The sequence below is a fragment of the Streptomyces tirandamycinicus genome, from assembly GCF_003097515.1.
Classification (GTDB): domain Bacteria; phylum Actinomycetota; class Actinomycetes; order Streptomycetales; family Streptomycetaceae; genus Streptomyces; species Streptomyces tirandamycinicus.
The window spans coordinates 7,242,102-7,264,455 of record NZ_CP029188.1; the positions used below are offsets into that span (position 1 = coordinate 7,242,102).

The window sequence follows — 22,354 nt, forward strand, 5'->3', positions numbered from 1 at the left end:
TCACCGTGAGCATCACCGCCGCGCCGCCGGAGGCGCAGGACGCCCAGCGGATTCCGCTCTCGTACAACCAGGAGTTCCTGCTCGCCTTCGACAAGGGCGAGACCGACGGCGCGTTCGGGCACCGCCACACCCTGGTGTGCGGCTGGCGGGTCACCGGCGAGATCGACCTCGACGCCCTCCAGGGGGCCCTGGACGACGTCGTGGCCCGCCACGAGGTGCTGCGCACCGCGGTACTGAGCGACGACGAGGGCGGCCACCAGGCCGTCCGTCCGCCGTCCCCGGTCGCCCTGGAGGTGCGCGACCTGGGTGCCGAGGGCGAGGCGCCGCGCGAGGTGCGTGCCGAGGAGTTCCTGAACGAGCTCGACGCCCGCCCCTTCGACGTACGTGAACTGCCGCACCTGCGCGCCGCCGTGGGCCGCTTCGACCAGGCCGACGCGGTCCTGGTGCTGGCCACCCACCACACCTCCACCGACGCGTGGTCCCTCCAGGTCGTCATGCGCGATCTCGCCGCCGCCTACGCCGCCCGTGTCGAGGACCGGCCGGCCGGGGCCGCCGAGGCCGCGCAGTACCGGGAGTTCGCCCGCTGGCAGCAGGACACCGCCGGGAGCGGACGCGTGGAGTCCGCCCGCGCCTACTGGCGCGAGCGGCTCGCGGGCGCCGAGATCACCGGCATCACCTCCGACCGGCCGCGCGACGAGAACCTGGCGAGCGCCTACGGCGTGCACCGCTTCGTCTTCGACGCCGAGCTGTCCTCGGCCGTGCTCGAGTTCGCCAAGACCACGCGCTCCACGCCGTTCATGGTGATGGCCGCCGCCTACAGCGCGCTGCTGCGCGAGCGCACCGGCACCGCCGACGTCGTCTTCCCGACCTTCTCCTCCGGCCGCTACGACGAGCGCTTCACCGAGTCGGTCGGCCCGTTCTTCAACTTCGTGCCCATCCGGATCGACACCACCGGCTGCGCCTCCCTGGGCGAGGTGCTGGAGCGCGCACGCACCGCCTGCGTCGGCGCCTACCAGCACGAGATCCCGTTCGCCCGGATCGCGGAGGACAGCCCCGCGCTGCTCGCCCCGTTCGCCGACGGCTTCCTCGCCGTCGTCGCCTTCGAGGTGCTGCAGACCGCCTTCCCCATGGAGGGGAGCCGCTCCGGCGGCCTTGAGTTCACCGAGATCCGCGCCCGCCACCTGTCGCAGCAGGTCAGCTCGGCCATCCCGGACGGCGGCCTGTGGGCGATGGACGTGCTGCCGAGCGGGGAGCTCGCGGGCAGCCTGAAGTTCGACCACAACCGCTTCGACGAGTCCACCGCCGTCGAACTGGTGGCCCGGTTCCGCGAACTGCTGCGCACGCTGGCCGACGCGCCCCACACGCCGCTGTCCTGACCGCGGGCCGAGAGCTCCCTACCCCAGAGGACCCATCGACGATGACCACCCTGGCCCCCTTCGCCCCCGTGGCTCCCCCGGAGCCCGACCTGACCCCCGACGAGATCGTCGCCCGGGCCGAGGCCCTGGCCGCGACCCTGGTCGAGCGGCAGGCCGAGACCGAGCGGCGCGGCTTCTACGCCGAGGACACCCACGAGGCGTTCGCCCGCGCCGGCTTCTACCGCATCCTCGTGCCGCGCCGGTACGGCGGGTACGAGTTCGGCCCCGAGACCTTCATGAAGGTCTCCATGGCGCTGGCCCGCGGCTGCCCGTCGACCGGCTGGATGTACCTCTTCGGCGCCGCGCACGCGCTGGTGGTGGGCACCCTCTTCGACGAGGCCACGCAGGCCGAGCTGTTCGCGAACGGCGACTTCGTCTGCCCCGCCACGGTCGCACCGTCCGGTTCCGCCCGGCCCGACGGCGAGGACGGCTGGATCGTCGACGGCACCTGGGGCTACTGCTCGGGCGCGCCGTACGCGACCCACTTCATCGGCCACACCCTGGTCTCCCCGGGCGAGGGCGAACCGCCCGCGCCGATGCTGTTCATCGCCCCGCGCGCGGAGTTCGAGCGCCTCGACGACTGGGGCGCCCAGCTCGGCCTCAAGGGCAGCGGATCGCACAGCATCCGCATCCGGGACGGCCGTATCCCGGGCCGCTTCACCCTCGGCGGGCACCTCAGCCAGATGGCGATCACCGAGCGGACGCCGGGCCGGACCCTGCACGGTCCCGAGTACGGCGGCGGCCCGCTCAGCTTCATGCTGCTGGAGCTCGGCGTCCTCGCCGTCGGCATGGCCAAGGGCGCGCTGGACGCGTACGAGGAGCTGATGCGGGCCCGGACGACGGCGTTCTTCCCGATCGTCCCGCGCACCGAGGACCCCGACTACCAGTTCCGCTACGGCGAGGCCACCGGCATGATCGCCGCCGCCGAGGCCGCGGTGCTCCACGCCACCCAGCAGTGGCAGGCGCTGTGCCTGAAGGAGGCCGCGGCCTTCACCCGCGAGGAGGAACTGCGGTTGGCCACCATCAGCCGTGAGGCCGTGCGCCTCGCCTGGCGGGCGGTCGAGGGCCAGCTGTTCCCCACCGCCGGATCCAGCTCGGTGCGCGCGGGCGAGCGCGTGGAGCGGGTCTGGCGCGACCTGTCCACCCTGCACAGCCATGCCGGCAACGGCGTCTTCCTCTCCTCGCTCGCCAACCGCGAACTCGCCCAGGCCCACTTCGGCACCGCCTGCCCATGAGCGCCGCCGCCCTGAGGCCCTGGACGCCGGACACCCACCAGACCTCCTCTCCGACAGATCGGGACGTACCCATGGAACAAGGCTGCCCCTTCGCCCTCGACACCACCGGCCGGGACCTCCACGGCGAGGCCTCGGCCCTGCGGGCCAGGGGCCCGGCGACCCAGGTGCAGCTGCCGGGCGGGGTGCTCGCCTGGTCGCTGAACGGCCACGACGTGATCAAGCGGGTACTCGCCGACCCGCGGGTCACCAAGAGCGCCCGCAACCACTGGCCGGCCTTCGTCAACGGCGAGGTGCCGCCGGACTGGGAGCTGATCAGCTGGGTCGCGATGGACAACATGGTGACGGCGTACGGCAAGAACCACGTGCGGCTGCGCAAGCTCGTGGGCAAGGCGTTCACCCCGCGCCGGGCGGAGGCGTTCCGTCCGCGGGTGGAGGAACTCACCGACCAGCTCCTGGACGCGCTGGAGCAGGTGGGGCCGGGCGAGACGGTCGATCTGCGCGAGCGGTTCGCCTACCCGCTGCCGGCCCGCCTGGTCGCCGACCTGATCGGCATGGAGGAGGAGGCGCGCGCCAAGACGGCGAAGGTCATCGACGCGATGGTGGACACCACCATCACCCCGCAGCAGGCGCAGGCCGTACTGGCGGGCTGGCGCGGTGCGATGGCCGGCCTGATCGCCGAGAAGCGCCGGGAGCCGGGCGAGGACATCACCAGCGACCTGGTCGCCGCCCGCGACGAGGACGGCTCGAAGCTGTCCGAGGAGGAGCTCACCGACACGATCTTCGCGATCCTCGGAGCCGGCTCGGAGACCACCATCAACTTCTTCGACAACGCCATCACCGCGCTGCTGAGCGACCGTTCGCAGCTGGAGCTCGTCCGCTCCGGGCGAGCCACCTGGGACGACGTGATCGACGAGACGCTGCGCGTGGAGTCGCCGCTGGCCCACCTGCCGCTGCGGTACGCGGCGGAGGACATCGAGCTGGACGGGGTGACCATACCCAAGGGCGATCCGATCCTGGTGAACTACGCCGGTGTGGGCCGCGACCCCGAGCTCCACGCCGAAGCCCCCGACACGTTCGACCTCGCGCGGGCGGACAAGTCGCACCTGTCGTTCGGGTACGGCCCGCACTACTGCCTGGGCGCCGGTATCGCCCGCCTGGTGGCGACCACCGGCCTGTCCCGCCTGTTCGAGCGCTTCCCGGACCTGGAGCTGACCGTCGGAAAGGAGGAACTGCAGCCGCTGCCGACCTTCATCATGAACGGCCACCGCAGCCTGCCGGTCCGGCTGAACGCGCGGGTCCCGGCGGGCGCCGGCGCGCACTGACCCGTCGGCGCATGTGAGGGGGTCCCACCGCGGCCGCGGTGGGACCCCCTCACATGCCTGTGTGCCTGCGTGCCTGCGTGCCTGCGTGCCTGCGTGCCTGCGTGCCTGCGTGCCTGCGTGCCGCCCTGGCGCGCTGCCTCGACCGGCCTCCACCGGCCTCCACCGGCCCGGCGCCGCCTTCGTGACGGAGCGTCCAGCGGGTCGGTGCGTCCGGCGGAGCCGTGCGGCCAGTCCCCGGCGCGAACCGTCGCAGCCCGCCCCGTGGCGGGGCGGGCTGCGACGGTTCGCGAGGCACCCGTTACGCGGCGACTGCCGCCCCGGCCCTCCTCGACCCCTCGTCGACGCGGCGCATCATGTCCGGGCTCATCAGCGCGTCCGGTGTGGCGACCAGGCCCGCGACGCGCATGAACGTCGCGGTGACCTCCCCGTCGACGGCGGCCGCGGCGTGCAGCGCGGACATGTAGGCGCCGGCCGCCGCCCACTCGGGCGTGCGATCGCCCTCGACCTCGGGGTAGCCGAGGTCGGCACCGGCGGAGAACTGCCAGGGCACCTCGATGACGCCGGCGATGTCCGCCAGGAACGCCTTCGGGTCCACCCCGCCCCGGCTCAGGTGGTCGCGCAGCACCAGCGCCTCCAGCGCGGCGACGGTCATGCCCTGCCCGTACACCGGGTTGAAGCTGCACGCGGCGTCGCCGAGGACGATGAAGCCGCCGGGGAAGCGGGACAGCCGCTCGTAGCGGCGGCGCCGGCTGGCGGGGTAGCGGAACACCGCGCCGTCGTCGACGGGCTCGGCGTCGTGGATGACGTCGTGGATGTCGGAGACCGGGAGCGTGCGCGCCCACTCCAGGAAGCCCTCCAGGTCGGCGGGGGCGCTGTCGCCCAGCACGCCGGTGAGGGAGACGACCACGAGGCCGTCCTCGATCCGGGAGAGGAACGCGCCGCGGCGGTGGCTCGGCGAGGACACCGGGTTGATCGAGAGGTCGCCGTTCAGCACCGCCTCGTCGCGCAGCCGGAACCTGCGCGTGGTGTAGCTCAGATCGATGCGGATGCGCTCCTCGTCGGGGCGCTCGTAGCCGAACTCCTCCAGCCACACGGGGGTGCGCGACCCGCGGCCGGTCGCGTCGACGACGAGGTCGGCCTCGATCGTCCGCTCCCGGGCGCCCGTCTCCTGCGGCTGGACGCGGACCCCGGTGACCGCCGTCCGGTCGCCGTCGGCGACGAGGCCCACGATGTCGTGGCGCTCCAGCAGGGTCACCCCCGGCAGGGCCGCGACCCGCTCGCGCACCCGGCTCTCGAGTACCGGGCGGGTGGCGGAGACGCAGATCAGGCCGGTCGTGCCCGGCTCCAGGCGGCGGCCGTTGAAGAACCAGCGCAGTTCCCCCAGGTCGCCGGTGGGTATGCCGGCGGCGACGGCGTCCCGGGTGAAGCCGGGGAACAGCTCGTCGAGGATCTGCTGCCCGCGGGCGAGCAGCCCGTGGACATGGCGCCCCTGCCCCACGCCCTTGCGGGCCGTGGTCGTTCCGGTGACCGTGTCGCGCTCCACGACGAGGACCTCGTCGTAGGAGTCGGCGAGCACGCGCGCGGCCAGAAGCCCCGCCATGCTGCCGCCGAGCACCACCGCGCGCTCGCCCAGCCTGTCGGTCATGAATGCACCTCTCTCGCGGATTCGGGGCCGTCAGGCGGCGTTGCGCGGGCTGTTCTGGTACGCGGCGAGGAACCACTGCCCGTCGCGCTTGACGACGACCCAGGAGGCGTTGACGGCGCGGTCGGCGCTCGGCTCGCTCTCGCCCGGGGCGAGGATGCCGCCCTGGGTGATGAGGATGCCGGACTCGCTGTTGGCGAAGCGCAGGTCCACGGGGGTGCCGGTGACCCGGGTGCCCTTGAAGGGGCCCTGGAACGCCTGCGCCATGAAGGCGCGGATGGACTCGCGGCCCTTCTGGAGGACGCCAGGAATGATCATCGAGCCGTCCGGGGTGAAGACCTCGGCGAAGGCGTCGGCGTCGTGCGCGGCCCAGGCCTGGACGATGCGCTGGGGCAGGGCGGCGATGGCGGCCTTGTCCTCGTCGGTCACGGTGACGGTGGTCTCGGTGGTCTGCGTGGTCATGAGTGCTGCTCCTGGGAGTTCGGGCGGGGTCAGATGTAGAGGGTGTTGGGCTCGAGGCCGCACAGGACCCGGCCGTACAGCTCGTTGTTGGTGTTCGGGTTCATCAGCGCGTGCAGGCTGACGGCCTGGATGTCCCGGCTGATCCGCTGCATCGGGACGTCCCGGTAGATCGAGGAGCCGCCGGAGGCGGAGGCGAGGATGTCGACGGCCTCCTTGGCGAGCCGGACCACGGCGCCCATGTCGGCGCGGGCACGGGCGCGCTCCTCCAGGGTGAACTCCTCGCCGGCGACGCCCTTGGCGTCGACGAGGTCGGCGAGGCGGAAGGCGTGGAACTCGGCCTGGTCGATCTTGAGGCTGGCCTCGGCGACCTGGTGGTGGGTCAGCGGCGCCTCCGCCTGGGTCTCGTACGCGGTGTAGGTGAGGGTGCGCCCGGGCAGGCGCTCGAAGAACGCGTCGCGGGCGGCACGGGCGAGGCCGAGGGCGGTGCCGACCGAGGACGCGGCGGCGACGGGCAGCAGCGGGACGCGGTAGACCGGGGACGCGGCGTTCAGCTCGGAGGCGTACTGGCCCTGGAGGATCGCCGGGAGCGGGATGACCCGCTCCTGCGGGACGAAGACGTCCTGGGCGACGGTGCTGACGCTGCCGGTGCCGCACAGCCCCGAGGTGTCCCAGTCGTCGACGATCTGCAGGTCCGACATGGGGACGAGTGCCATGACCGGCAGGTGCCGGCCGTCGGGCGTCGGCTGGACGGCGATGATCTCCTGCCAGTGGGCGTGCCGGGCGCCGCTGACGAAGCCCCACTTGCCGTTGACGACGATGCCGCCCTCGGCCGGGGCGGCGAGCGCCGACGGGCTGAGCGTGCCGCAGATGCGCACGTCGGGGGTGGAGAACACCTCGTCCTGGACGCTGTCGGGGAACAGGCACGCCATGAAGGTGGGGATCCAGTACACCGACGTCGTCCAGGCGGCCGCGCCGTCGGCGCGGCCGAGTTCGGCGGCGACCTCGACCAAAGTGCGGGTGTCGGTCTCGTGGCCGCCGTAGCGCTTGGGCACACGCAGCCTGAACAGACCGGCTCCGGCCAGCGCCTCGATCGTCTCGTCCTGCAGTCGCCGGTCCTCCTCCGCCTGCGCGGCGTTCCTCTTCAGCAGCGGCGCGAGCTCGCCGGCGCGTCGCACCAGGTCCGCGCGCGTGGGGATGTCGGCGGTGAGCATCGTGGGGTCCTCCCGGGAGGTGACAGCGGTGTCGGGTCGTCGTGCCGGTCGTCGAAGCGGGACCGTTTCCGCTCCGACGCTCACATCGCGACCGCCTCCGGGACACCTCCCGTATTGCGCAGTTGCCCTGTCGCCGCTACTTCGGCAGGTCCCCGCGGGGCCCGGCCCGCTGCCGCACGCAGCAAGAAGCCTCCCGGGCCGCCGGCTGCCACGATGAGGCGCATGACCGATCAGCAGCGCGCCGGGGCAGGCCACCGGGAGGCGTCGCGTACGCGTCCTCTGACGGGCGACGAGTACGTGGAGAGCCTCAGGGACGACCGCGAGGTCTACCTCTACGGGGACCGCGTCAAGGACGTCACGACGCATCCCGCGTTCCGCAACCCCGTACGGATGACGGCACGCCTGTACGACGCGCTGCACGACCCGGCGCACCGCGACGTCCTCACCACCGCGACGGACACCGGCAGCGGCGGCTACACCCACCGCTTCTTCACCACGCCCCACAGCGCCGAGGACCTGGTGGCCGACCAGCGGGCGATCGCCGCCTGGTCCCGGATGAGCTACGGCTGGATGGGGCGCAGCCCCGACTACAAGGCCGCCTTCCTCGGCACCCTCGGCGCCAACGCCGACTTCTACGCCCCGTTCGCGGACAACGCCCGCCGCTGGTACCGCGAGTCGCAGGAGAAGGTCCTCTACTGGAACCACGCGATCGTGCACCCGCCGGTCGACCGGAGCCTTCCGCCGGACGAGGTCTCGGACGTCTTCGTGCACGTGGAGAAGGAGACCGACGCGGGCCTGGTCGTCAGCGGCGCCAAGGTCGTCGCCACCGGTTCGGCGCTCACCCACCACAACTTCATCGCGCACTACGGTCTTCCGGTCAGGAAGAAGGAGTTCGCCCTGGTCGCCACGGTGCCGACCGGAGCGCCCGGGGTGAAGCTGATCTGCCGCCCGTCCTACACGGCGACCTCCGCCGTCATGGGCAGCCCCTTCGACTACCCGCTGTCGTCCCGGCTGGACGAGAACGACACCATCCTCGTCATGGACAAGGTGCTGATCCCGTGGGAGGACGTGTTCGTCTACGGGGACATGGCCAAGATCCAGATGTTCTCCGGGCAGTCCGGCTTCCTGGAGCGCTTCACCTTCCACGGGTGCGTGCGCCTCGCCGTGAAGCTGGAGTTCATCGCCGGCGCGCTGGCGAAGGCGCTGGAGATCACCGGAACGCAGGACTTCCGGGGGGTGCAGACCCGTCTGGGCGAGGTCCTCGCCTGGCGCAACCTCTTCTGGGGGCTGTCGGACGCGGCCGCGCGCAACCCGGTGCAGTGGCGCAACGGGGCGGTGCTGCCCAACCCGCAGTACGGCATGGCCTACCGCTGGTTCATGCAGATCGGCTACCCGCGGGTCAAGGAGATCATCCAGCAGGACGTCGCCAGCGGCCTCATCTACCTGAACTCCAGCGCCGAGGACTTCAAGAACCCGGAGATCCGCCCGTACCTGGACAAGTACGTGCGCGGTTCCGACGGCATCGACGCCGTGGAGCGGGTCAAGGTCCTCAAACTGCTGTGGGACGCGGTGGGCACGGAGTTCGGCGGACGCCACGAGCTGTACGAGCGCAACTACTCGGGCAACCACGAGAACGTCCGCACCGAGCTGCTGTTCGCGCAGACGGCGACGGGCCAGATCGACGACTACAAGGCGTTCGTCGACCAGTGCCTGTCCGAGTACGACCTGGACGGCTGGACCGTCCCCGACCTCGACTCCTTCAAGGGGCTGCGCGACGCGAGGACCGATCTGCTCGGCGGCTGAACCGCCCGCGGCCGGGCCCGGCCGCGAGCGCGCGGCGGAACGGCCGGGAGTCGTCTCGCCCGGTGCGGTGGTCGGCGGAACGGCCGGGAACCCGGCGTCTCACCTGGATGCTCCTACGGCCGTCAGGCGCGCAGCAGATCGGCCAGGAACGGGGCGACGACCCCGGACACCACCTTGCAGTCCAGGACCAGGGTTCCGGGGCAGCCCGCCTCCCGCCACTCCCGTACGGCGCCGAGGTCGTCGAGCCGGCGCACGGTGAGAGCCCGGGCGCCGAGCCCCCGGGCCACCGTGGCGAAGTCGGTGTCCGCGAAGGTGGTCGTCGCCGGGTCGGCGCCCTGGGGCAGGTACATGTGCTCCTCGAAGCCGTACGCCGCGTCGTCGTAGACGACCACGAGCGCCGGCTTCCCCGACCGCGCCAGCGTGTCCAGCTCTGGCAGGCCCATCAGCGCACCTCCGTCGCCGGCGGCCGCGACGGTCAGCCGGTCGGGGCGCCCCACGGCGGCGCCGACCGCTCCCGCAAGTCCCAGGCCGATGCTCTGGAAGGCGGCGCCCGTGAACACGAACCCCGCCGGGTCGGGCACCCACCAGTACATCGCGGGCCAGGCGATGAAGTGGCCGCCGTCCAGCACGACCGTGCGTTCCTCGGGCAGCAGCGCGGCCAGGGCCTTCGTCAGGGTGCGCGGGTCGATCCGGTCGGCGGTCGACGCGTCGTCGTGGGCGATGCTCCCCCAGCCGGCCCGCGCCTCGGCGACGGCCGCCGCACCCGTACTCCGCCAGCCGGACACCGGTAGGCCGCGCACCTCGATCGCGTCGAGCAGCCGGACCGCCACGGCGTGCGCGTCGCCGTGCACCAGGAGGTCGGCGCGGGGCGCCCGTTTGCCCTCGACGAGGTCGACCTGGACGACGGTGGCCCCGGGGTCGACGATCCGCCCGCCGTGCAGGGTGAAGGCGTCCAGGCTCGCACCGAAGGCGACGACCACGTCGGCCTCCCCCATCAGGGCCGCCGCGGACGGTGTCGCGAATCCCCCGCAGATGCCCAGCGACCAGGGGCTCTCCCGGAAGATCCCGCCCGCCATGACGGTGGTCGCGAACAGCGCGCCGAGCCGGTCGCCGAGCTGCCGCAGGATCTTCCCGGCTCCGGCGTGCCAGGCTCCGAGCCCGGCGAGGATCAGGGGCCGGCGGGCACCGGCCAGAGCGGCGAGCGCCGCCTCCAGGTCCCGGTCGTCGACGGCGGGCGGCTCGTTCGCCGGGGGCGCCGCCGCCCGCACCGGGCCGGGTACCGGACGGCCGGTCAGATCGCCCGGCAGCAGCAGGGCGACGGGGCAGCGGCCGCCACGGGCGGTCCGTACCGCCTCGGCGGTCTCCTCGCGTGCCGTCGCCGTGTCGGTGAGCCGGACGACGCGCACCCCGACCGCGGCCAGGAGCGCGCTCTGGTCGATGTCGTGCGGCCGGGGGCCGCTCGTCGGCGCGTCGCCGCAGAGCAGTACCACCCCGCTGCGGTTCTTGGCCGCGTCCGCGAGGGCCGTGACCGCGTTGGTGATGCCGGGGCCGTGGGTGGTGGTGCAGACGGCGACGTCGCCGGTCGACCGGAAGTAGGCGTCGGCCATCGCCATGGCCCCGCCCTCGTGGCGGGCCGCCGTGTAGTGCACACCCGACGCGGTCAGTGCGGCCGTGGCCAGGATGTTGCCTCCGCCCACGACCCCGAACGCGTGCCGGACGCCGCTGCCGGCGAGGGTCTGCCCGACGGCTTCCGCGAGTGTGGTCATCGAGGCTCCCTGCGTAGCATGAAACAACCTACTGGTCGTGGACGTGCGCCGCGCGACGCGGCGCGTCCCCGGGCGGACATCCGTCCACCCGGGCCCTGTGCCGTACGGATCAGGCGAGTTCGAAGATGACCTCGCCGACGGTCATCTCGATGCGGTTGGTGCGCACCAGCTCCCATCCGCCCGCCTCGAAGACGGACTCCCAGTCCTCCACGGTGGGCAGGAAGGTGCCCATCAGGTCGTGGCCGAGTTCGAACCCGAGGGTGAAGACCGGCAGTTCGGTGTCGGGCAGCGAGGTGCGCGTGGCGTCGCCGATCAGCAGGCGCCGGGCCTCGGGGAAGACCTCGCGCAGTCGGCGCAGCGTGGCCACGCAGTTCTCCCGGGGCCAGAAGTCGTGCCCCATCATGAAGCAGGTGAGGAGTTCGACCTCGGCGTACTCGGGCCGGGGCTCCAGCCGCAGCACGTCGCCCTGGACGAATGCCGCTCGGTCCGCGAACCCCGCCTCGGCCGCCTCCTTCCGCGCCACGTCGACGGAGGGTTCGGCGATGTCGATGCCGACCCCGGTGGTGCCCGGGTAGCGGTCGAGGACCTGCATCAGCCGGGCGCCGCTGCCGCAGCCGAGGTCGGCGACGCGGGTGAAGGGGAAGTCCACCCGGTCCATGGCGGCCCAGAAGGTGGGCGCGTAGGTGATCTGGTCGATCTCGCGGCAGGCGTAGGCGATGGCGGCCGCGTCCCGGCGGTAGTAGTCGCCCGTGCGGTTCTCGGTGCGCAGGACGGACGGAATCTCGCGGAAGAGCTCGGCGCTGCCGCGGCTGAGCCAGTGGAAGAACGACTTGTTGCGGTACATGTCGTCGAAGCCGTCCAGGGTGTGGACCACGGCGCCCGCGCGCCGGACCAGTCCGACCGCCGCGAGGGCGCGGAACAGGCCGGTGGTCGACTGCGGGTCGAGGCCGGCCCGGGCGGCGAAGTCCGCGGTGTCCAGCGTCCTCGCCTGGTACAGCTCGTCGAGCGCGCCGATCTCCCACGCGGCGGCGATCGCCCAGGCCGCCACGGCGGAGTTGTAGATGGAGGCAATGCCGCGCGCGTTGCCCTGTGCGATGTCAGCAGTCACTGGTCAGCACCTCGTCCTCGGGACGGTTCACGGGGTCGGTCACCCTGGGTTCTTCATGCTTCAAGCCCTCGGTGGCCAGGGCATCTCCGATGTTGCTCTGCCCGTCGGGGGCCGCGCCGGGATGCCGCGGCCCCCCGGCCGGTCAGGTCGTCAGCCGCCGTTCCAGAGCACGCTCGACCGAGGTCAGGGGTGTGCTCCGCAGACGCTCCGGGTGCCCGGGAGGCGGGCCCTGGAGCTCGCCGGCCTCCTCGGCCGGCGGCATCCGGCCGATCCAGATCCAGCCGAAGCCGGCGAGGGCCCGGTAGGCCGAGCCGATCAGGCGCTTGGCCGGCAGCAGCACGGAGGCGGGCCACCGCCCCGGAGCACGGCGCGGTGCGGTGGAGTCGTTTGTCACGACGCGACCGTCACACCCGGTCGCCGGTGCGGGCATCTCGTGGAGTGCGGAGCTCGCGGGCCTCCTCCAGCGCCGCCTGCCCCTGCCGTCCCTGCTCCAGGAGCACGGCCAGCTCCAGCGGTGCGGACCCGGCGCCCTCGCGCAGGACGGCGGCGGCCCGGGTGAGCTGGCCGGCGAGGCGGTCGAGGACGTCGGCGACGGGGCCCGCGTTGTGGGCCAGGACGTCGCCCCACGGCCACGGGTCGCCGCCCGCGGGGCGGACGGCGTCACGCAGCGCGTCGTCGGCCAGCCCCAGGAGCGCGGTGGAACTGCGGGCGAACCGGGTGGCGAGCGCGGCCGCGACGAGATGCGGCCCGTGGGACAACTCGGCGGCGACCCGGTCGTGCACATGTGGCTCGAGGTCCAGGCGTCGCGCCCCGCACAGCCCGATCAGGGCCGCGGCCGTCTCCAGCGCCCAGCCGGGCGTCGTCTCGTACGGGCAGAGGACCCACGGCCGGCCGGTGAACCGGCCCGCGTCGGCGGCGGCCCGGCCGGGTGCGTCGGGTCCGGCCAGCGGGTGCCCGGGCACATAGCCCTTGAGGTCGCAGCCGCGCAGCTCCGCCTCGGCGCAGATGATCTCCTTCGTGCCGGCCGTGTCGGTGTAGACGTGTCCCAGTCCCCTGCTCTGCGCCTGGTGCAGGACGTCGACCACGGCGGACGGCGGTGTGGCGATCACGACGATGCCGGCGGGCGGGCGTCGCGGGGTCCAGCCGGTCCCGGCGCCGAGGGCCACGGCTTCGGCCAGTGCCTGCGGGTCCTCGTCGAGCAGGGCCACGTCGACGCCCGCGCCGGTGAGGGCGAGGGCCACGGAGGTGCCGGCGGTGCCGCAGCCGATGACGAGGGCGGTGCGCAGCGTGGTCGCGGTCATGGAACCTCCTGGCGGCGGGCGGCTGTCGGGGCTGGTGGGCTTCGGGACCGCCGGCGCGGTCCGGGTGGGGCGGTCCGGGCGCGGCACGGGACCGCCGGCGCGGTGGCCATGCCCGCTCAGTGGTCGCAGCGGCGGTGGGCGAACTGGCCGGGCGCGCGGCCTTCGCCGGCGGGGCCCCGGTAGGCCTGGGCGATGTCCAGCCAGCGGTCGGCCTCCTCGCCCGTGGCGACGAGGGAGAGGTCGTCGCGGTGGCGGCGGCGGGTGACCAGCAGGCAGAAGTCCTCGGCAGGTCCGGTGACCTTGTTCGCGGCCTCCTCGGGGCCGAAGGCCCAGACCTCGCCGCTGGGGGCGGTCACCTCGATGCGGAAGGGGTCGGCCGGCGGGGTCAGTCCGCGGGACAGATAGCCGAAGTCCCGCGTGAGGAAGGCGAAGAACACCAGGTGGCGCAGGCGCTCGGTGGGCTCGCGGCGCACACCGAGGGCGTCGGCGATGTCCTGGCCGTGGCCGAAGACCTCCATGATCCCGGCCGAGGCGAGGACGGCCGGCGGCAGCGGGTTGACCAGCCACGGCACGACCTGGCCCTCGGGGACGGCGGCGAGCGCGTCGACGGACTGCCGGCCCAGGGCGCGGAAGCGGGCCAGGAGTTGGGCGGGCGGGAACGCGTTGAACTGCTGCAGTGCCGCGTTGACGGCCCCGTCGAAGTCGCCCGCGGCGCCGGCGGCGAGCTTGGCGAAGCCCTCCGGGTCGGAGGCGGCCGTGCCGGCCAGGTGGAAGATGAAGGTCAGATGGGCGATCTGGTCGGCGATGGTCCAGCCCGGGGCGGGCGTCGCGGTGTGCCAGGCCTGCTCGTCCAGGCCCTCGACGAGGCGGGCGGTCTCCTCGATGTCGGTGGCGAGGTCCTTCACGACGTCGTTCAGCGTGCTCATGATCGTGGTCTCCTTCGACGGGGATCGGATGCGGGGTGCCGCCGGTCAGGGGCCGGCGGTTGCCGTGGGGCGTACGGGCTCGGTGAAGCCTGTGGGTTCGGTGTCGTGGGTGGGCTCGGTGATGTGTACGGGCTCGGTGCGGCCCGTGGGCCCGCCAAGGCGTCCGGGCTCGCTGGGGCGTACGGGCCCGCTGAGGCGTACCGGCTCGCTGGGGCGTACCGGCTCGTCGAGATGTACCGGCTCGGTGAAGCGGGTGCCGATCCGGACCGCGGCGGTGAGCGCCGCCCAGGAGGCGAGCTCCACCAGCTCCCGGTCGCCCGGGTGGAGCGCGCGGAACCGCTCGACGTCCGCGGCGGTGATCTGGTGGGGGTTGAGGGCGACGAGGAGCGCCAGCCGGGCGGCGGGCGTCTGCCGGTCGGTGAGGCCGGCGGTCGACTCCCCCAGCCAGCCGCGGCCGGGGCCGGGCGCGGTGCCGTCGTACCCGGCGAGCCGGGCGTGCAGCAGTTCGCGTACGGGCTCGGGGATCCAGCGCTCGGCGGCGGCGTCGACGGAGGCGACGGCACGGGCGAGGGCGTCCGCGACGGACGGGGTGGCCTTCGCCCAGTCCAGCCCGGCCGGCAGCGGCGCGGCGGGGAGCAGGCCGAGCGAGGCGCCGGGCGGCACGGCCGTGCCCGGGTCGGGGCGCATGGCGCGGGCGACCGTCCGCATGACCGGTCCGCGCCCGGCGGCCGGGGCCGCGTCGGGGACGGGCGAGTCGGGCAGGAAGAGCCGCACCATCCGGTTGAGGTAGTGGAAGACGACGGCGGTGCCGAGGATCTCGGGGGCCTGCGCCGCGTCGAAGGGCAGCGGCTGCGCGCCCGCCGCCGGGCCGTCGCCGCTGCGGCGCGCCCAGTCGGCGAGCGGTTCGTGGCCGTCGGCGCCCGGGAGGGTCGCGAGCTTGGCCTCGTGCACCTCGACGCAGTACGGGCAGTCGTTGGCCCGGGACACCGCGGTGGCGACCGCCTCCTTGGCGGCCCGGCTCACGCACCCTTCGGCGAGGAGGGTCTCACGCAGCAGGAGCCAGGAGGCTGCGAGCGCCTCGGGCGCCGGGGAGTGCAGTGCCAGGGGCGGGGCGACGACGCCGAACTCCCGTCGTGCCATGGCGTAGACCTCGGCGACCAGGCCCCGGGCCTCGGCGTGCGGGACGGCCGCGATGTGCCGGATCTGCCGGAGGGATCCCCTCAGCAGGATTCTTACGAGCGGTCGCACCGCGGCCTCCTGGTTCTCCTCCTGGTTGCGTGAAGCAACCCACTGGTCATATGGAAGGTTCGATGAAGCAACTCACTGATGCCGACGAACCGTTGCGAGGCGTCACACTCCGGCGAGCTGCTTCCGCTTCAGCAGGGGCAGCACGCCCTTGCGTCCGCTCTTGTAGCCGGCGGGGGCCGGGGCGCCGTAGGCGACCGCGATGCCCTTGTCCTGGGCGGCGGCCACGATGTGCGGCACGGCCCGTTCGGCGAGCGCGGCGATGGTCATGGCCGGGTTGACGGTGAGGGCGCCGGGGACGGCGGATCCGTCCGTGACGAAGATGCCGGAGTGGCCGCGCAGTTCGTTGGTGTCGTCGAGCGCCGAGGTGTCCGGGTCGTCGCCCATGCGGCAGGAGGCCAGCGGGTGGACGGTGTAGGCGCCGACCAGGTCGTTGGTCCAGGGCATCACCTTGGCGAGGCCGTCCTTCTCCAGGATCTCCTTCACGTCGGCGTCGGCCTGGTTCCAGCCGTGCCAGGTGTTCTCCGTCGGCCGGTACGAGAGGTTTCCGCGGCCGAGCATCTGCTGGGAGATGCGGTGGGAGTTGCCGGTGGCCGGCGGCGGGCCGAAGACGCCCTCGTTGTCGTCCTCGGTCATGCAGAAGATGGTCAGCCAGGACTTCCAGTTCCTCAGGATCTCCTTCTTCTCCTTGCCGAACCAGGTCGGTCCGGTGGCGTCGGGCACCTGGGCGAGGATGGTGCCGAGGCCCGGCGGGAAGTAGAGCTGCTCCAGGGAGTAGCGGGAGTACTCCGGCAGCGAGCCGTCGAGCTTGTCCCAGCTGGCCACGGTCGGGCCCTTGCCGATCGCGTTGGCGCCGTAGGGAAGGTCCCCGCCCCCGCGGGTCAGGCCGAGGATCTCGGCGACCTTGTCCTCGTTGAGGACGGCCGTGTTGAGCCGCTCGCCGTTGCCGGAGAAGTAGCGGCCGACGGCCCGCGGCATCGTGCCGAGGTGGGCCTCGCTGCGCTGCAGGATCACCGGGGTGGCTCCGGCGCCGGCCGCCATCACGACGATCTTGGCCTCGATGACGCCCGAGCCGTTCTGGAGGCGGTAGTCCTCGTCGTGGACGATGTTGTAGTGGACCCGGTAGTCGCCGTCCGGGGTTCGGGTCAGATGCTGCACCTCGTGCAGCGGGCGGATCTCCGCGCCGTGGGCGATCGCGGCGGGCAGGTAGTTGACGGTGAGCGACTGCTTCGCCTCGAAGCGGCATCCGGCCATCATGAAGTTGCAGTTGACGCACCGTGAGTTGTCGATCGCGGCGGCGAGCGGATTGGCGGTGCGCCCGGCGTGGTCGCAGGCGGCCGCCCACAGCCCGCCCGCGTAGGAGGCGTCGCTCCATTCCTGCCTGCTGACCGAGAGGGACTCCTCGATCCGGTCGTACCAGGGATCGAGGGTCTCGCGGCTGACGGACGTCGGCCACATCCGGCGGCCGATGCTGCCGTGCCGGTCGAAGACGAACTCGGGGGCTCTCGGCATGGCCGCGAAGTAGACGACGCTGCCGCCGCCGACGCAGTTGCCCCCCAGCACGCTCATGCCGTCGCCGACGACGAAGTCGAAGATCCGGGTGTAGGAGGAGCCGAGCTTGTAGTCGTGCTCGAACTCGTCGTTCTTCAGCCAGGGCCCGCGCTCCAGGACGGTGACCTTCGCACCGCCGGCCGCCAGGTGATAGGCGGCGATCGCCCCGCCGAAGCCGCTTCCGATGACCAGGACGTCGGTCTTCTCGATCGTGGCGCTCATGCTGGGCTCCCGGAGTGGGTCGTGTGGGGGTGAGGGGCGGCGAGTTGCCGGCCGTAACCGAAGTCCTGGAATCGCCAGAGGCCGTCGGTGTCCGGCTGGGTGATGCCCATGGCCGTCAGGCCCGGGTGGCCGTCCTCGAGGGCCTGCGCGGTGTGCAGGTGTGCGGCGGAGTCGAAGGCCATGTTGCAGAACAGCGAGAGCAGGACCCAGAAGTCCTTCTCCGGGTGGCCCGGAGTGGTCAGCTCCTGGATGAGCCGGACGCGGTCGTCGTAGTCGAGGGCGACGAAGGGCGGCACGGCCGCGTCGAGCTCGAGGCCGGCCCGCTCGGCGTATGCGAGGGCGTGTCCGTTGGCGCGGCCGGCCAGGTCCTCCAGGCCGTCGTGGATGCCGGTGGCGTCCCAGCGCAGCAGGTCGAGGGCACCCGCGGCGACCGCGCCGCCGTCGGAGCTGACTCCGGCGATCGCCCGGTCCCCGGGCCAGCGCTTCGCGCCCGGGACGATCGTGTCCGCGTAGGCCTCGAGGGTGATGGTCGCCTCGTCGCCGATGTCGACCCTTCGTTCGGGAATTCTCCGCGCAGTCTGCAACTCGCCCTCCACTCGGGTCGGTTGGTGGTGCCTGGTGGCGTGCAAGAAAGCTAGATCTGTTGAGTCTTTTCAAACAACCGACCCGGGAGGCGTTCGGCCGAACGCCCGTTCCGTGATGCGACTAGCCGAAGTCGGCCCGTCTCCCCCCGAATGCCCTCGAAAAAAAGAGGTCGTTCACTATGGTCTATCCGGACGCATTGTTCTCCGTGGCGGCCGGTCCTTCCGCGGAGTCTCTGGGGGCAGCCGGGCACGCCTCGATCTCGCCGGGCGGAAGGGGAGAGGTGGACAGCGACGACAGATCTCTCGCATTGCCGGCCCACTTCACCCACCGGGTGGGGATCGATGCGCTGCTGCCGGCCGACTCTCCGCGCCTGAACGGCGTCGACGCGGACCATGTGCGACGCCTCGCAGAGGTCTACCCCTCGCTGCCCCCGGTCCTCGTCCACCGGGCGACCATGCGGGTGATCGACGGGATGCACCGCCTCGCCGCGGCCGCCTCGAACGGGCTCACCTCCGTGGACGTGCGGTACTTCGACGGCCCCGATGAAGAAGCGTTTCTTCGGGCGGTCGCGGCCAACATCACCCATGGCCTTCCGCTGTCCGTCGCCGACCGCAAGGCCGCCGCCGAGCGGATTCTGCGCTCCCGCCCGGAGCTCTCGGACCGCGCCGTCGCCGGCTACGCCGGCCTCGACGCGAAGACGGTCGCCGCGATCCGTCCGCGTTCGACCGCGGATTCTCCGCAGGCGAACATCAGAACGGGAGCCGACGGCCGCGCCCATCCCCTCGACCGCACCGCCGAGCGGCTCCGGGCCGCGGAACTGATGACCAGCCGGCCCGACCTGCCACTGCGGGCCATCGTCAAGGAGACGGGCCTGTCCCTGGGCACGGCTCACGACGTGCGCCAGCGGCTGCTGCGCGGAGAGGCGCCGGTGCCCCAGGGCCGCCGGTCCGCCGTCGGCCGGCGCCCACCGCCCGCCCCGGCCGGGGCGGACCGCCCCGCGCCGCCGTCCCCGCGCGCCACCGCGCCCTCCGCCGCCCCCACCGGGTCCAGCCGCACGCGCGGTTCTCTGGAGACCCTGCGACGGCTCGCAGGCGACCCGTCGCTGCGGCACTCCGAGTCAGGGCGCCACTTCCTGCGCTGGCTCCACACCCACTTCATGGTCGACGAGGCCTGGCGGCAGCAGGCCGACGCGGTGCCGCCGCACTGCACGGACACCGTCGCGGAACTGGCCCTCCACTGCTCCAACGCCTGGAAGCGGTTCGCCGAGGACCTCGGCCGGCGCCGGCTGGCCGACACGACCACCGCCCAGTCGCGGCCCGCGGCCTCCGGATCCCGGCAGGGAGCATGACTCAACGACAGGGAGAAACGGTGCCCACCACCGCCATCGAAACCGCTGTCCTCCGAGTGATCGACGAAATGCATGCGAATCTCGGCCAGGAACTGACCATCGACGACATGGCCCGCACCGCCATGTTCAGCAAGTTCCACTTCACCCGGGTGTTCCGGGACGTGACGGGCACGTCCCCCGGACGTTTCCTCTCGGCCCTGCGCCTGCAGGAGGCCAAGCGTCTCCTGCTCGAAACGGATTTCAGCGTCGCCGATATCAGCAGCCAGGTCGGATACAGCAGCGTGGGCACCTTCAGTTCGCGTTTCAAGGCCTGCGTCGGCGTGTCACCGAGCATGTTCCGGGAACTGGACGGATTCACCCCGGAAATCGGTCCGGGTGCCCTTGGGGACGCTCCCGCCGAAGGCTCCCACGGGGTGCTGCGCGGCCGGGTGCACCTGCCCGAGGACCGCGAGCCCGGCCACTGCTTCGTCGGCCTCTTCCCCACTCCCGTCCCGCAGGGGCAGCCGGCACGCTGCGCCGTCCTGGACGGACCCGGCCCGTTCGAGCTGGCCGACGTCCCGCCCGGCACCTGGTACGTGCTCGTGCACTCCGTCCCGTACGGGTACGAGCACCTGCCGTCCGGCACCGGCACGGACGACGTCGTCTCCGTCGGGTCGTACGGACCGGTGACCGCGCACGAGGACACGCTCCTGATGCCGGCCGAGATACCGCTGCGCCCGCTGGACGACCTGGATCCCCCGATCCTGCTGGCCCTGCTCGATCTGCGGACCGACGTCCTGGACCTCATCGCCGGCTGACCGCGGGATCGCGATGGGGGCCGGCCACGGTGTCCGCCGTGGCCGGCCCCCATCGCGATCCGGTGTGACGCTCAGCCCGCCGGGCGGATCGTCATCGGCAGCCCCCCGCGCATCCGCAGGGACATCATCGGTTCGGCGATCCCCCGGTGCCCGGGCACCACCGTCAGATCGAGGTCCCGGGTGACGAGCGCGGTGACGAAGACCGCCTCCATCATCCCGAGGTTGCTGCCGACGCAGAACCGAGGTCCCGCGCCGAACGGGATGTACGCGTACCGGGGCCGGTTCGCCACCCGGGACGGGTCGAAGCGGCCCGGGTCGAACCGCTCCGGGTCGTCCCAGAACTCCGGGTGGCGGTGCAGGGTGTACGGGCACACGAGCACGTCGGCCCCGGCCGGCACGGTGAACCCGCCCACCTCGTCGGGCCCCTGGGCGATCCTCGGCAGGATCCACACCGGCGGGTACAGCCGCATGGCCTCCTGCACGACCTGGGTGGTGTACGTCAGCTTGTGCAGGTCCTCGGCCTCCGGCAGACGGCCGCCCGCCAGCACGCCGCGGGCCTCCTCCCGCAGCAGGTCGCGGACATGGGGATGGCGGGCGAGCAGCAGCAGCGTCCAGCCGAGCGTGCTCGCCGTCGTCTCGTGACCCGCCAGCAGCAGAGTCACCAGCTCCTCCTGGAGGAGTCTGCGGCCGAGGGCCGGATCCTCGCGCTCACGGGCGGCGAGGATCATCCGGGCGAACGCGTCGTCGGCGCCGTCGCCCTCGCTCATGCGGGCGCCGCGGTCGGCGACCAGTGCGTCCACGATCCGGGTCAGATCCCTGCGCGCCCTGCGGAACCGCCGCTGGGTCGCGAACGGCACCCAGGTCGGCACCAGGCCCTGCGTGACCATGTCGAACATGGCCTGGTCCTGGACGGCCTCGAAGGCGTGCGCGATACCGCCGTGCCCCTGGAGGCCGGTGTCCATGAGGGTCCTGCCCAGCACGCCGAGCGTGAGCCCGGTGACCTCGTGCAGGACGTCGACGGGCGTGTCCCCGGCGCGGCCCCGCAGCAGCTCCACCAGCCGGCCGGACTCCTCCGCCACCGCCCCGGCCTGGGCGGCGATCCGCCCCGGCCTGAACGCGGGCTGCACGTTCCGGCGCTGGGCCCGCCACAGCTCGCCCTCGCTGGTGAGCAGGCCGTCGCCGAGCACCCTGCGCGACTCCACCAGGCCCATGCCCTTGTGGTAGTTGGCGGCATGGTCGGCCAGCACGTGCTTGGCGTAGTCGGGCCGGTTGAGGATGTACAGCTTCTTCGGGCCCATGGAGACCCGTACGGCATCGGACAGTCCGGCCGCGTCCCGCATCATGCCGAGCCGGTCGACCGCCAGCTTGCGCAGCAGACCGGGCAGCGCCCACACGGGCGGACCGGGCGGATGGGCGCTCATGGGCGCCCTCCCCGCGGCTGCGGGGCGACCCGCCGGAAGCGGCCGCCGTGGAACACCAGCGGCTCCTGGCCCGGCAGCTCGTCCAGGGCGAGGACCCGGCCGACGTGGATGGTGTGGTCGCCGCCCTCGTACGCCCGCCATCCGGCGCACTCGAAGTGGGCCGCCGCCCCCGCGATCAGGGGGGCGGCGGTGGCCTCGCCCGGCAGCCAGTCGACGGCCTCGAACTGGGCGGCTCCCAGCGGACGGGAGCGGTCGGCGAAGTGCCGGGCCACGTCCTCCTGCCCGGCGCCGAGGACCGACACCGCGAAGGTGTCGGCCTCGGCGAGGGTCCGGTTCATGACGGCGTCGTTGCCGACGCACAGCAGCACGAGGGCCGGGTCCAGCGACACGGAGGTGAAGGAGTTGGCGGTCATGCCCCGGGGAACGGGCCCGCCCACCGTCACCACGGTCACACCGGTGGCGAAGGCCCCGAGGGCCCGCCGCAGCCGCCCCGGGTCGCCGGCGACGGCGTCCCGGGGCGGCGCGGCGGCCAGGGTGCTCATGCCGCCTGCCCCGTCAGCGCATGCCGCTGGGCGTACGGCTCCAGGGCGCGGGCCAGCCCGTCGGGGATGCGTGAGGGCACGGTGTTGGTGTTCGGGCCGCGCATGCACGCGATCCGCTGCCGTCCCCGCGCGATCAGCACCTCGGCCCCGCCCGTCACCTTGACGTAGTCGAAGGTGAACTCCAGCTGGGTCGACCCCAGTTCGGACAGCCTCATCCGGATGGACAGCTCGTCGAACGCGGTGATCTCGGCGAAGAACTCGCAGTCCACCTTCAGCGTGAACAGCTTGAGGTCGTCCTGCACCTCGGCCAGCACGTCCGGCGCCTTCTGGTGCAGGAACAGCTCCCGGCACCGGCCCTGCCAGCGCAGGTAGTTCACGTAGTACACGTTGCCGACGAGGTTGGTCTCCTCGAAGCCGACCGTGTGCCGGTACTCGAAGTAGTCGTCCGCCAT

The 22,354-nt window shown here is 72.9% G+C and carries 20 protein-coding genes; 6 read left to right on the plus strand and 14 right to left on the minus strand.

Annotated features, from left to right (window positions below; all coding sequences use genetic code 11):
• The first annotated feature begins 5 nt into the window (after positions 1 to 5).
• The 3 genes from DDW44_RS31365 (at position 6) to DDW44_RS31375 (ending at position 3,972) form a co-directional block, all read left to right on the plus strand.
• A complete protein-coding gene (locus DDW44_RS31365) occupies positions 6 to 1,376 on the plus strand; it encodes a condensation domain-containing protein (RefSeq protein ID WP_108908662.1) in 1,371 nt (456 codons plus the stop codon).
• A 41-nt stretch (positions 1,377 to 1,417) separates the two neighbouring features.
• Positions 1,418 to 2,650 carry an acyl-CoA dehydrogenase family protein gene (locus tag DDW44_RS31370; protein ID WP_108908663.1) on the plus strand — a complete coding sequence of 411 codons (1,233 nt, stop codon included), beginning with the start codon at positions 1,418 to 1,420 and terminating at the stop codon, positions 2,648 to 2,650.
• Between the two features lie 71 nt (positions 2,651 to 2,721).
• On the plus strand, positions 2,722 to 3,972 hold the full coding sequence (locus tag DDW44_RS31375; protein ID WP_108908664.1) for a cytochrome P450 family protein: 1,251 nt from the start codon (positions 2,722 to 2,724) through the stop codon (positions 3,970 to 3,972).
• A gap of 298 nt (positions 3,973 to 4,270) precedes the next feature.
• On the opposite strand, the gene DDW44_RS31385 is transcribed toward DDW44_RS31375, so the two are convergent.
• From DDW44_RS31385 to DDW44_RS31395, 3 genes are read right to left on the minus strand one after another with little or no spacing between them, the layout of a single operon-like run.
• On the minus strand, positions 4,271 to 5,617 hold the full coding sequence (locus tag DDW44_RS31385) for an FAD-dependent oxidoreductase (protein WP_108908666.1): 1,347 nt from the start codon (positions 5,615 to 5,617) through the stop codon (positions 4,271 to 4,273).
• 30 nt (positions 5,618 to 5,647) lie between these two features.
• Positions 5,648 to 6,076, minus strand: coding sequence for an SgcJ/EcaC family oxidoreductase (locus tag DDW44_RS31390; protein WP_017949464.1), 429 nt, complete (start codon positions 6,074 to 6,076; stop codon positions 5,648 to 5,650).
• Positions 6,077 to 6,105: 29 nt separating this feature from the next.
• Positions 6,106 to 7,287, minus strand: coding sequence for an acyl-CoA dehydrogenase family protein (locus DDW44_RS31395; protein ID WP_017949463.1), 1,182 nt, complete (start codon positions 7,285 to 7,287; stop codon positions 6,106 to 6,108).
• A 222-nt stretch (positions 7,288 to 7,509) separates the two neighbouring features.
• Between DDW44_RS31395 and DDW44_RS31400 the strand changes: the two genes are divergently transcribed.
• Entirely contained in the window at positions 7,510 to 9,090 is a 1,581-nt protein-coding gene (locus DDW44_RS31400; RefSeq protein WP_108908667.1) for a 4-hydroxyphenylacetate 3-hydroxylase family protein, read from the plus strand.
• Between the two features lie 122 nt (positions 9,091 to 9,212).
• Here DDW44_RS31400 and DDW44_RS31405 read toward each other — a convergent pair whose 3' ends face one another.
• From DDW44_RS31405 to DDW44_RS31440, 8 genes are all read right to left on the minus strand, one after another.
• On the minus strand, positions 9,213 to 10,856 hold the full coding sequence (locus tag DDW44_RS31405; protein ID WP_108908668.1) for a thiamine pyrophosphate-binding protein: 1,644 nt from the start codon (positions 10,854 to 10,856) through the stop codon (positions 9,213 to 9,215).
• A 109-nt stretch (positions 10,857 to 10,965) separates the two neighbouring features.
• Positions 10,966 to 11,964 (minus strand): class I SAM-dependent methyltransferase, encoded by a 999-nt coding sequence (locus tag DDW44_RS31410; protein ID WP_017949460.1) that lies wholly within the window; start codon positions 11,962 to 11,964, stop codon positions 10,966 to 10,968.
• Positions 11,965 to 12,106: 142 nt separating this feature from the next.
• A complete protein-coding gene (locus DDW44_RS31415; protein WP_244224173.1) occupies positions 12,107 to 12,358 on the minus strand; it encodes a DUF6059 family protein in 252 nt (83 codons plus the stop codon).
• 10 nt (positions 12,359 to 12,368) lie between these two features.
• Entirely contained in the window at positions 12,369 to 13,265 is an 897-nt protein-coding gene (locus DDW44_RS31420) for a prephenate dehydrogenase/arogenate dehydrogenase family protein (RefSeq protein WP_108908670.1), read from the minus strand.
• A 116-nt stretch (positions 13,266 to 13,381) separates the two neighbouring features.
• Entirely contained in the window at positions 13,382 to 14,191 is an 810-nt protein-coding gene (locus DDW44_RS31425; RefSeq protein WP_108908671.1) for a TIGR03084 family metal-binding protein, read from the minus strand.
• Positions 14,192 to 14,236: 45 nt separating this feature from the next.
• Complete coding sequence (locus DDW44_RS31430; protein WP_108908672.1) at positions 14,237 to 15,439, minus strand: carboxymuconolactone decarboxylase family protein; 1,203 nt, start codon at positions 15,437 to 15,439, stop codon at positions 14,237 to 14,239.
• Between the two features lie 102 nt (positions 15,440 to 15,541).
• Complete coding sequence (locus DDW44_RS31435; protein WP_017949455.1) at positions 15,542 to 17,209, minus strand: FAD-dependent oxidoreductase; 1,668 nt, start codon at positions 17,207 to 17,209, stop codon at positions 15,542 to 15,544.
• Positions 17,206 to 17,793, minus strand: coding sequence for a DUF5987 family protein (locus DDW44_RS31440; protein ID WP_051077671.1), 588 nt, complete (start codon positions 17,791 to 17,793; stop codon positions 17,206 to 17,208). Before DDW44_RS31440 ends, DDW44_RS31435 begins: the two co-directional genes overlap by 4 nt.
• Before the next feature lie 308 nt (positions 17,794 to 18,101).
• On the opposite strand from DDW44_RS31440, the gene DDW44_RS31445 reads away from it, so the two are divergent.
• Positions 18,102 to 19,142 (plus strand): ParB/RepB/Spo0J family partition protein, encoded by a 1,041-nt coding sequence (locus DDW44_RS31445; protein ID WP_108908673.1) that lies wholly within the window; start codon positions 18,102 to 18,104, stop codon positions 19,140 to 19,142.
• Between the two features lie 20 nt (positions 19,143 to 19,162).
• A complete protein-coding gene (locus DDW44_RS31450) occupies positions 19,163 to 19,939 on the plus strand; it encodes a helix-turn-helix domain-containing protein (protein WP_108908674.1) in 777 nt (258 codons plus the stop codon).
• A 71-nt stretch (positions 19,940 to 20,010) separates the two neighbouring features.
• Here the strand turns inward: DDW44_RS31450 and DDW44_RS31455 are convergent, their stop codons facing one another.
• The 3 genes from DDW44_RS31455 to DDW44_RS31465 are packed head-to-tail and all read right to left on the minus strand — an operon-like array spanning position 20,011 to position 22,354.
• On the minus strand, positions 20,011 to 21,360 hold the full coding sequence (locus DDW44_RS31455) for a cytochrome P450 (RefSeq protein ID WP_027734925.1): 1,350 nt from the start codon (positions 21,358 to 21,360) through the stop codon (positions 20,011 to 20,013).
• Complete coding sequence (locus tag DDW44_RS31460) at positions 21,357 to 21,902, minus strand: flavin reductase family protein (protein WP_108908675.1); 546 nt, start codon at positions 21,900 to 21,902, stop codon at positions 21,357 to 21,359. The genes DDW44_RS31455 and DDW44_RS31460 overlap by 4 nt, the downstream gene beginning before the upstream one ends.
• On the minus strand, positions 21,899 to 22,354 hold the full coding sequence (locus DDW44_RS31465; protein WP_017949449.1) for an acyl-CoA thioesterase: 456 nt from the start codon (positions 22,352 to 22,354) through the stop codon (positions 21,899 to 21,901). Before DDW44_RS31465 ends, DDW44_RS31460 begins: the two co-directional genes overlap by 4 nt.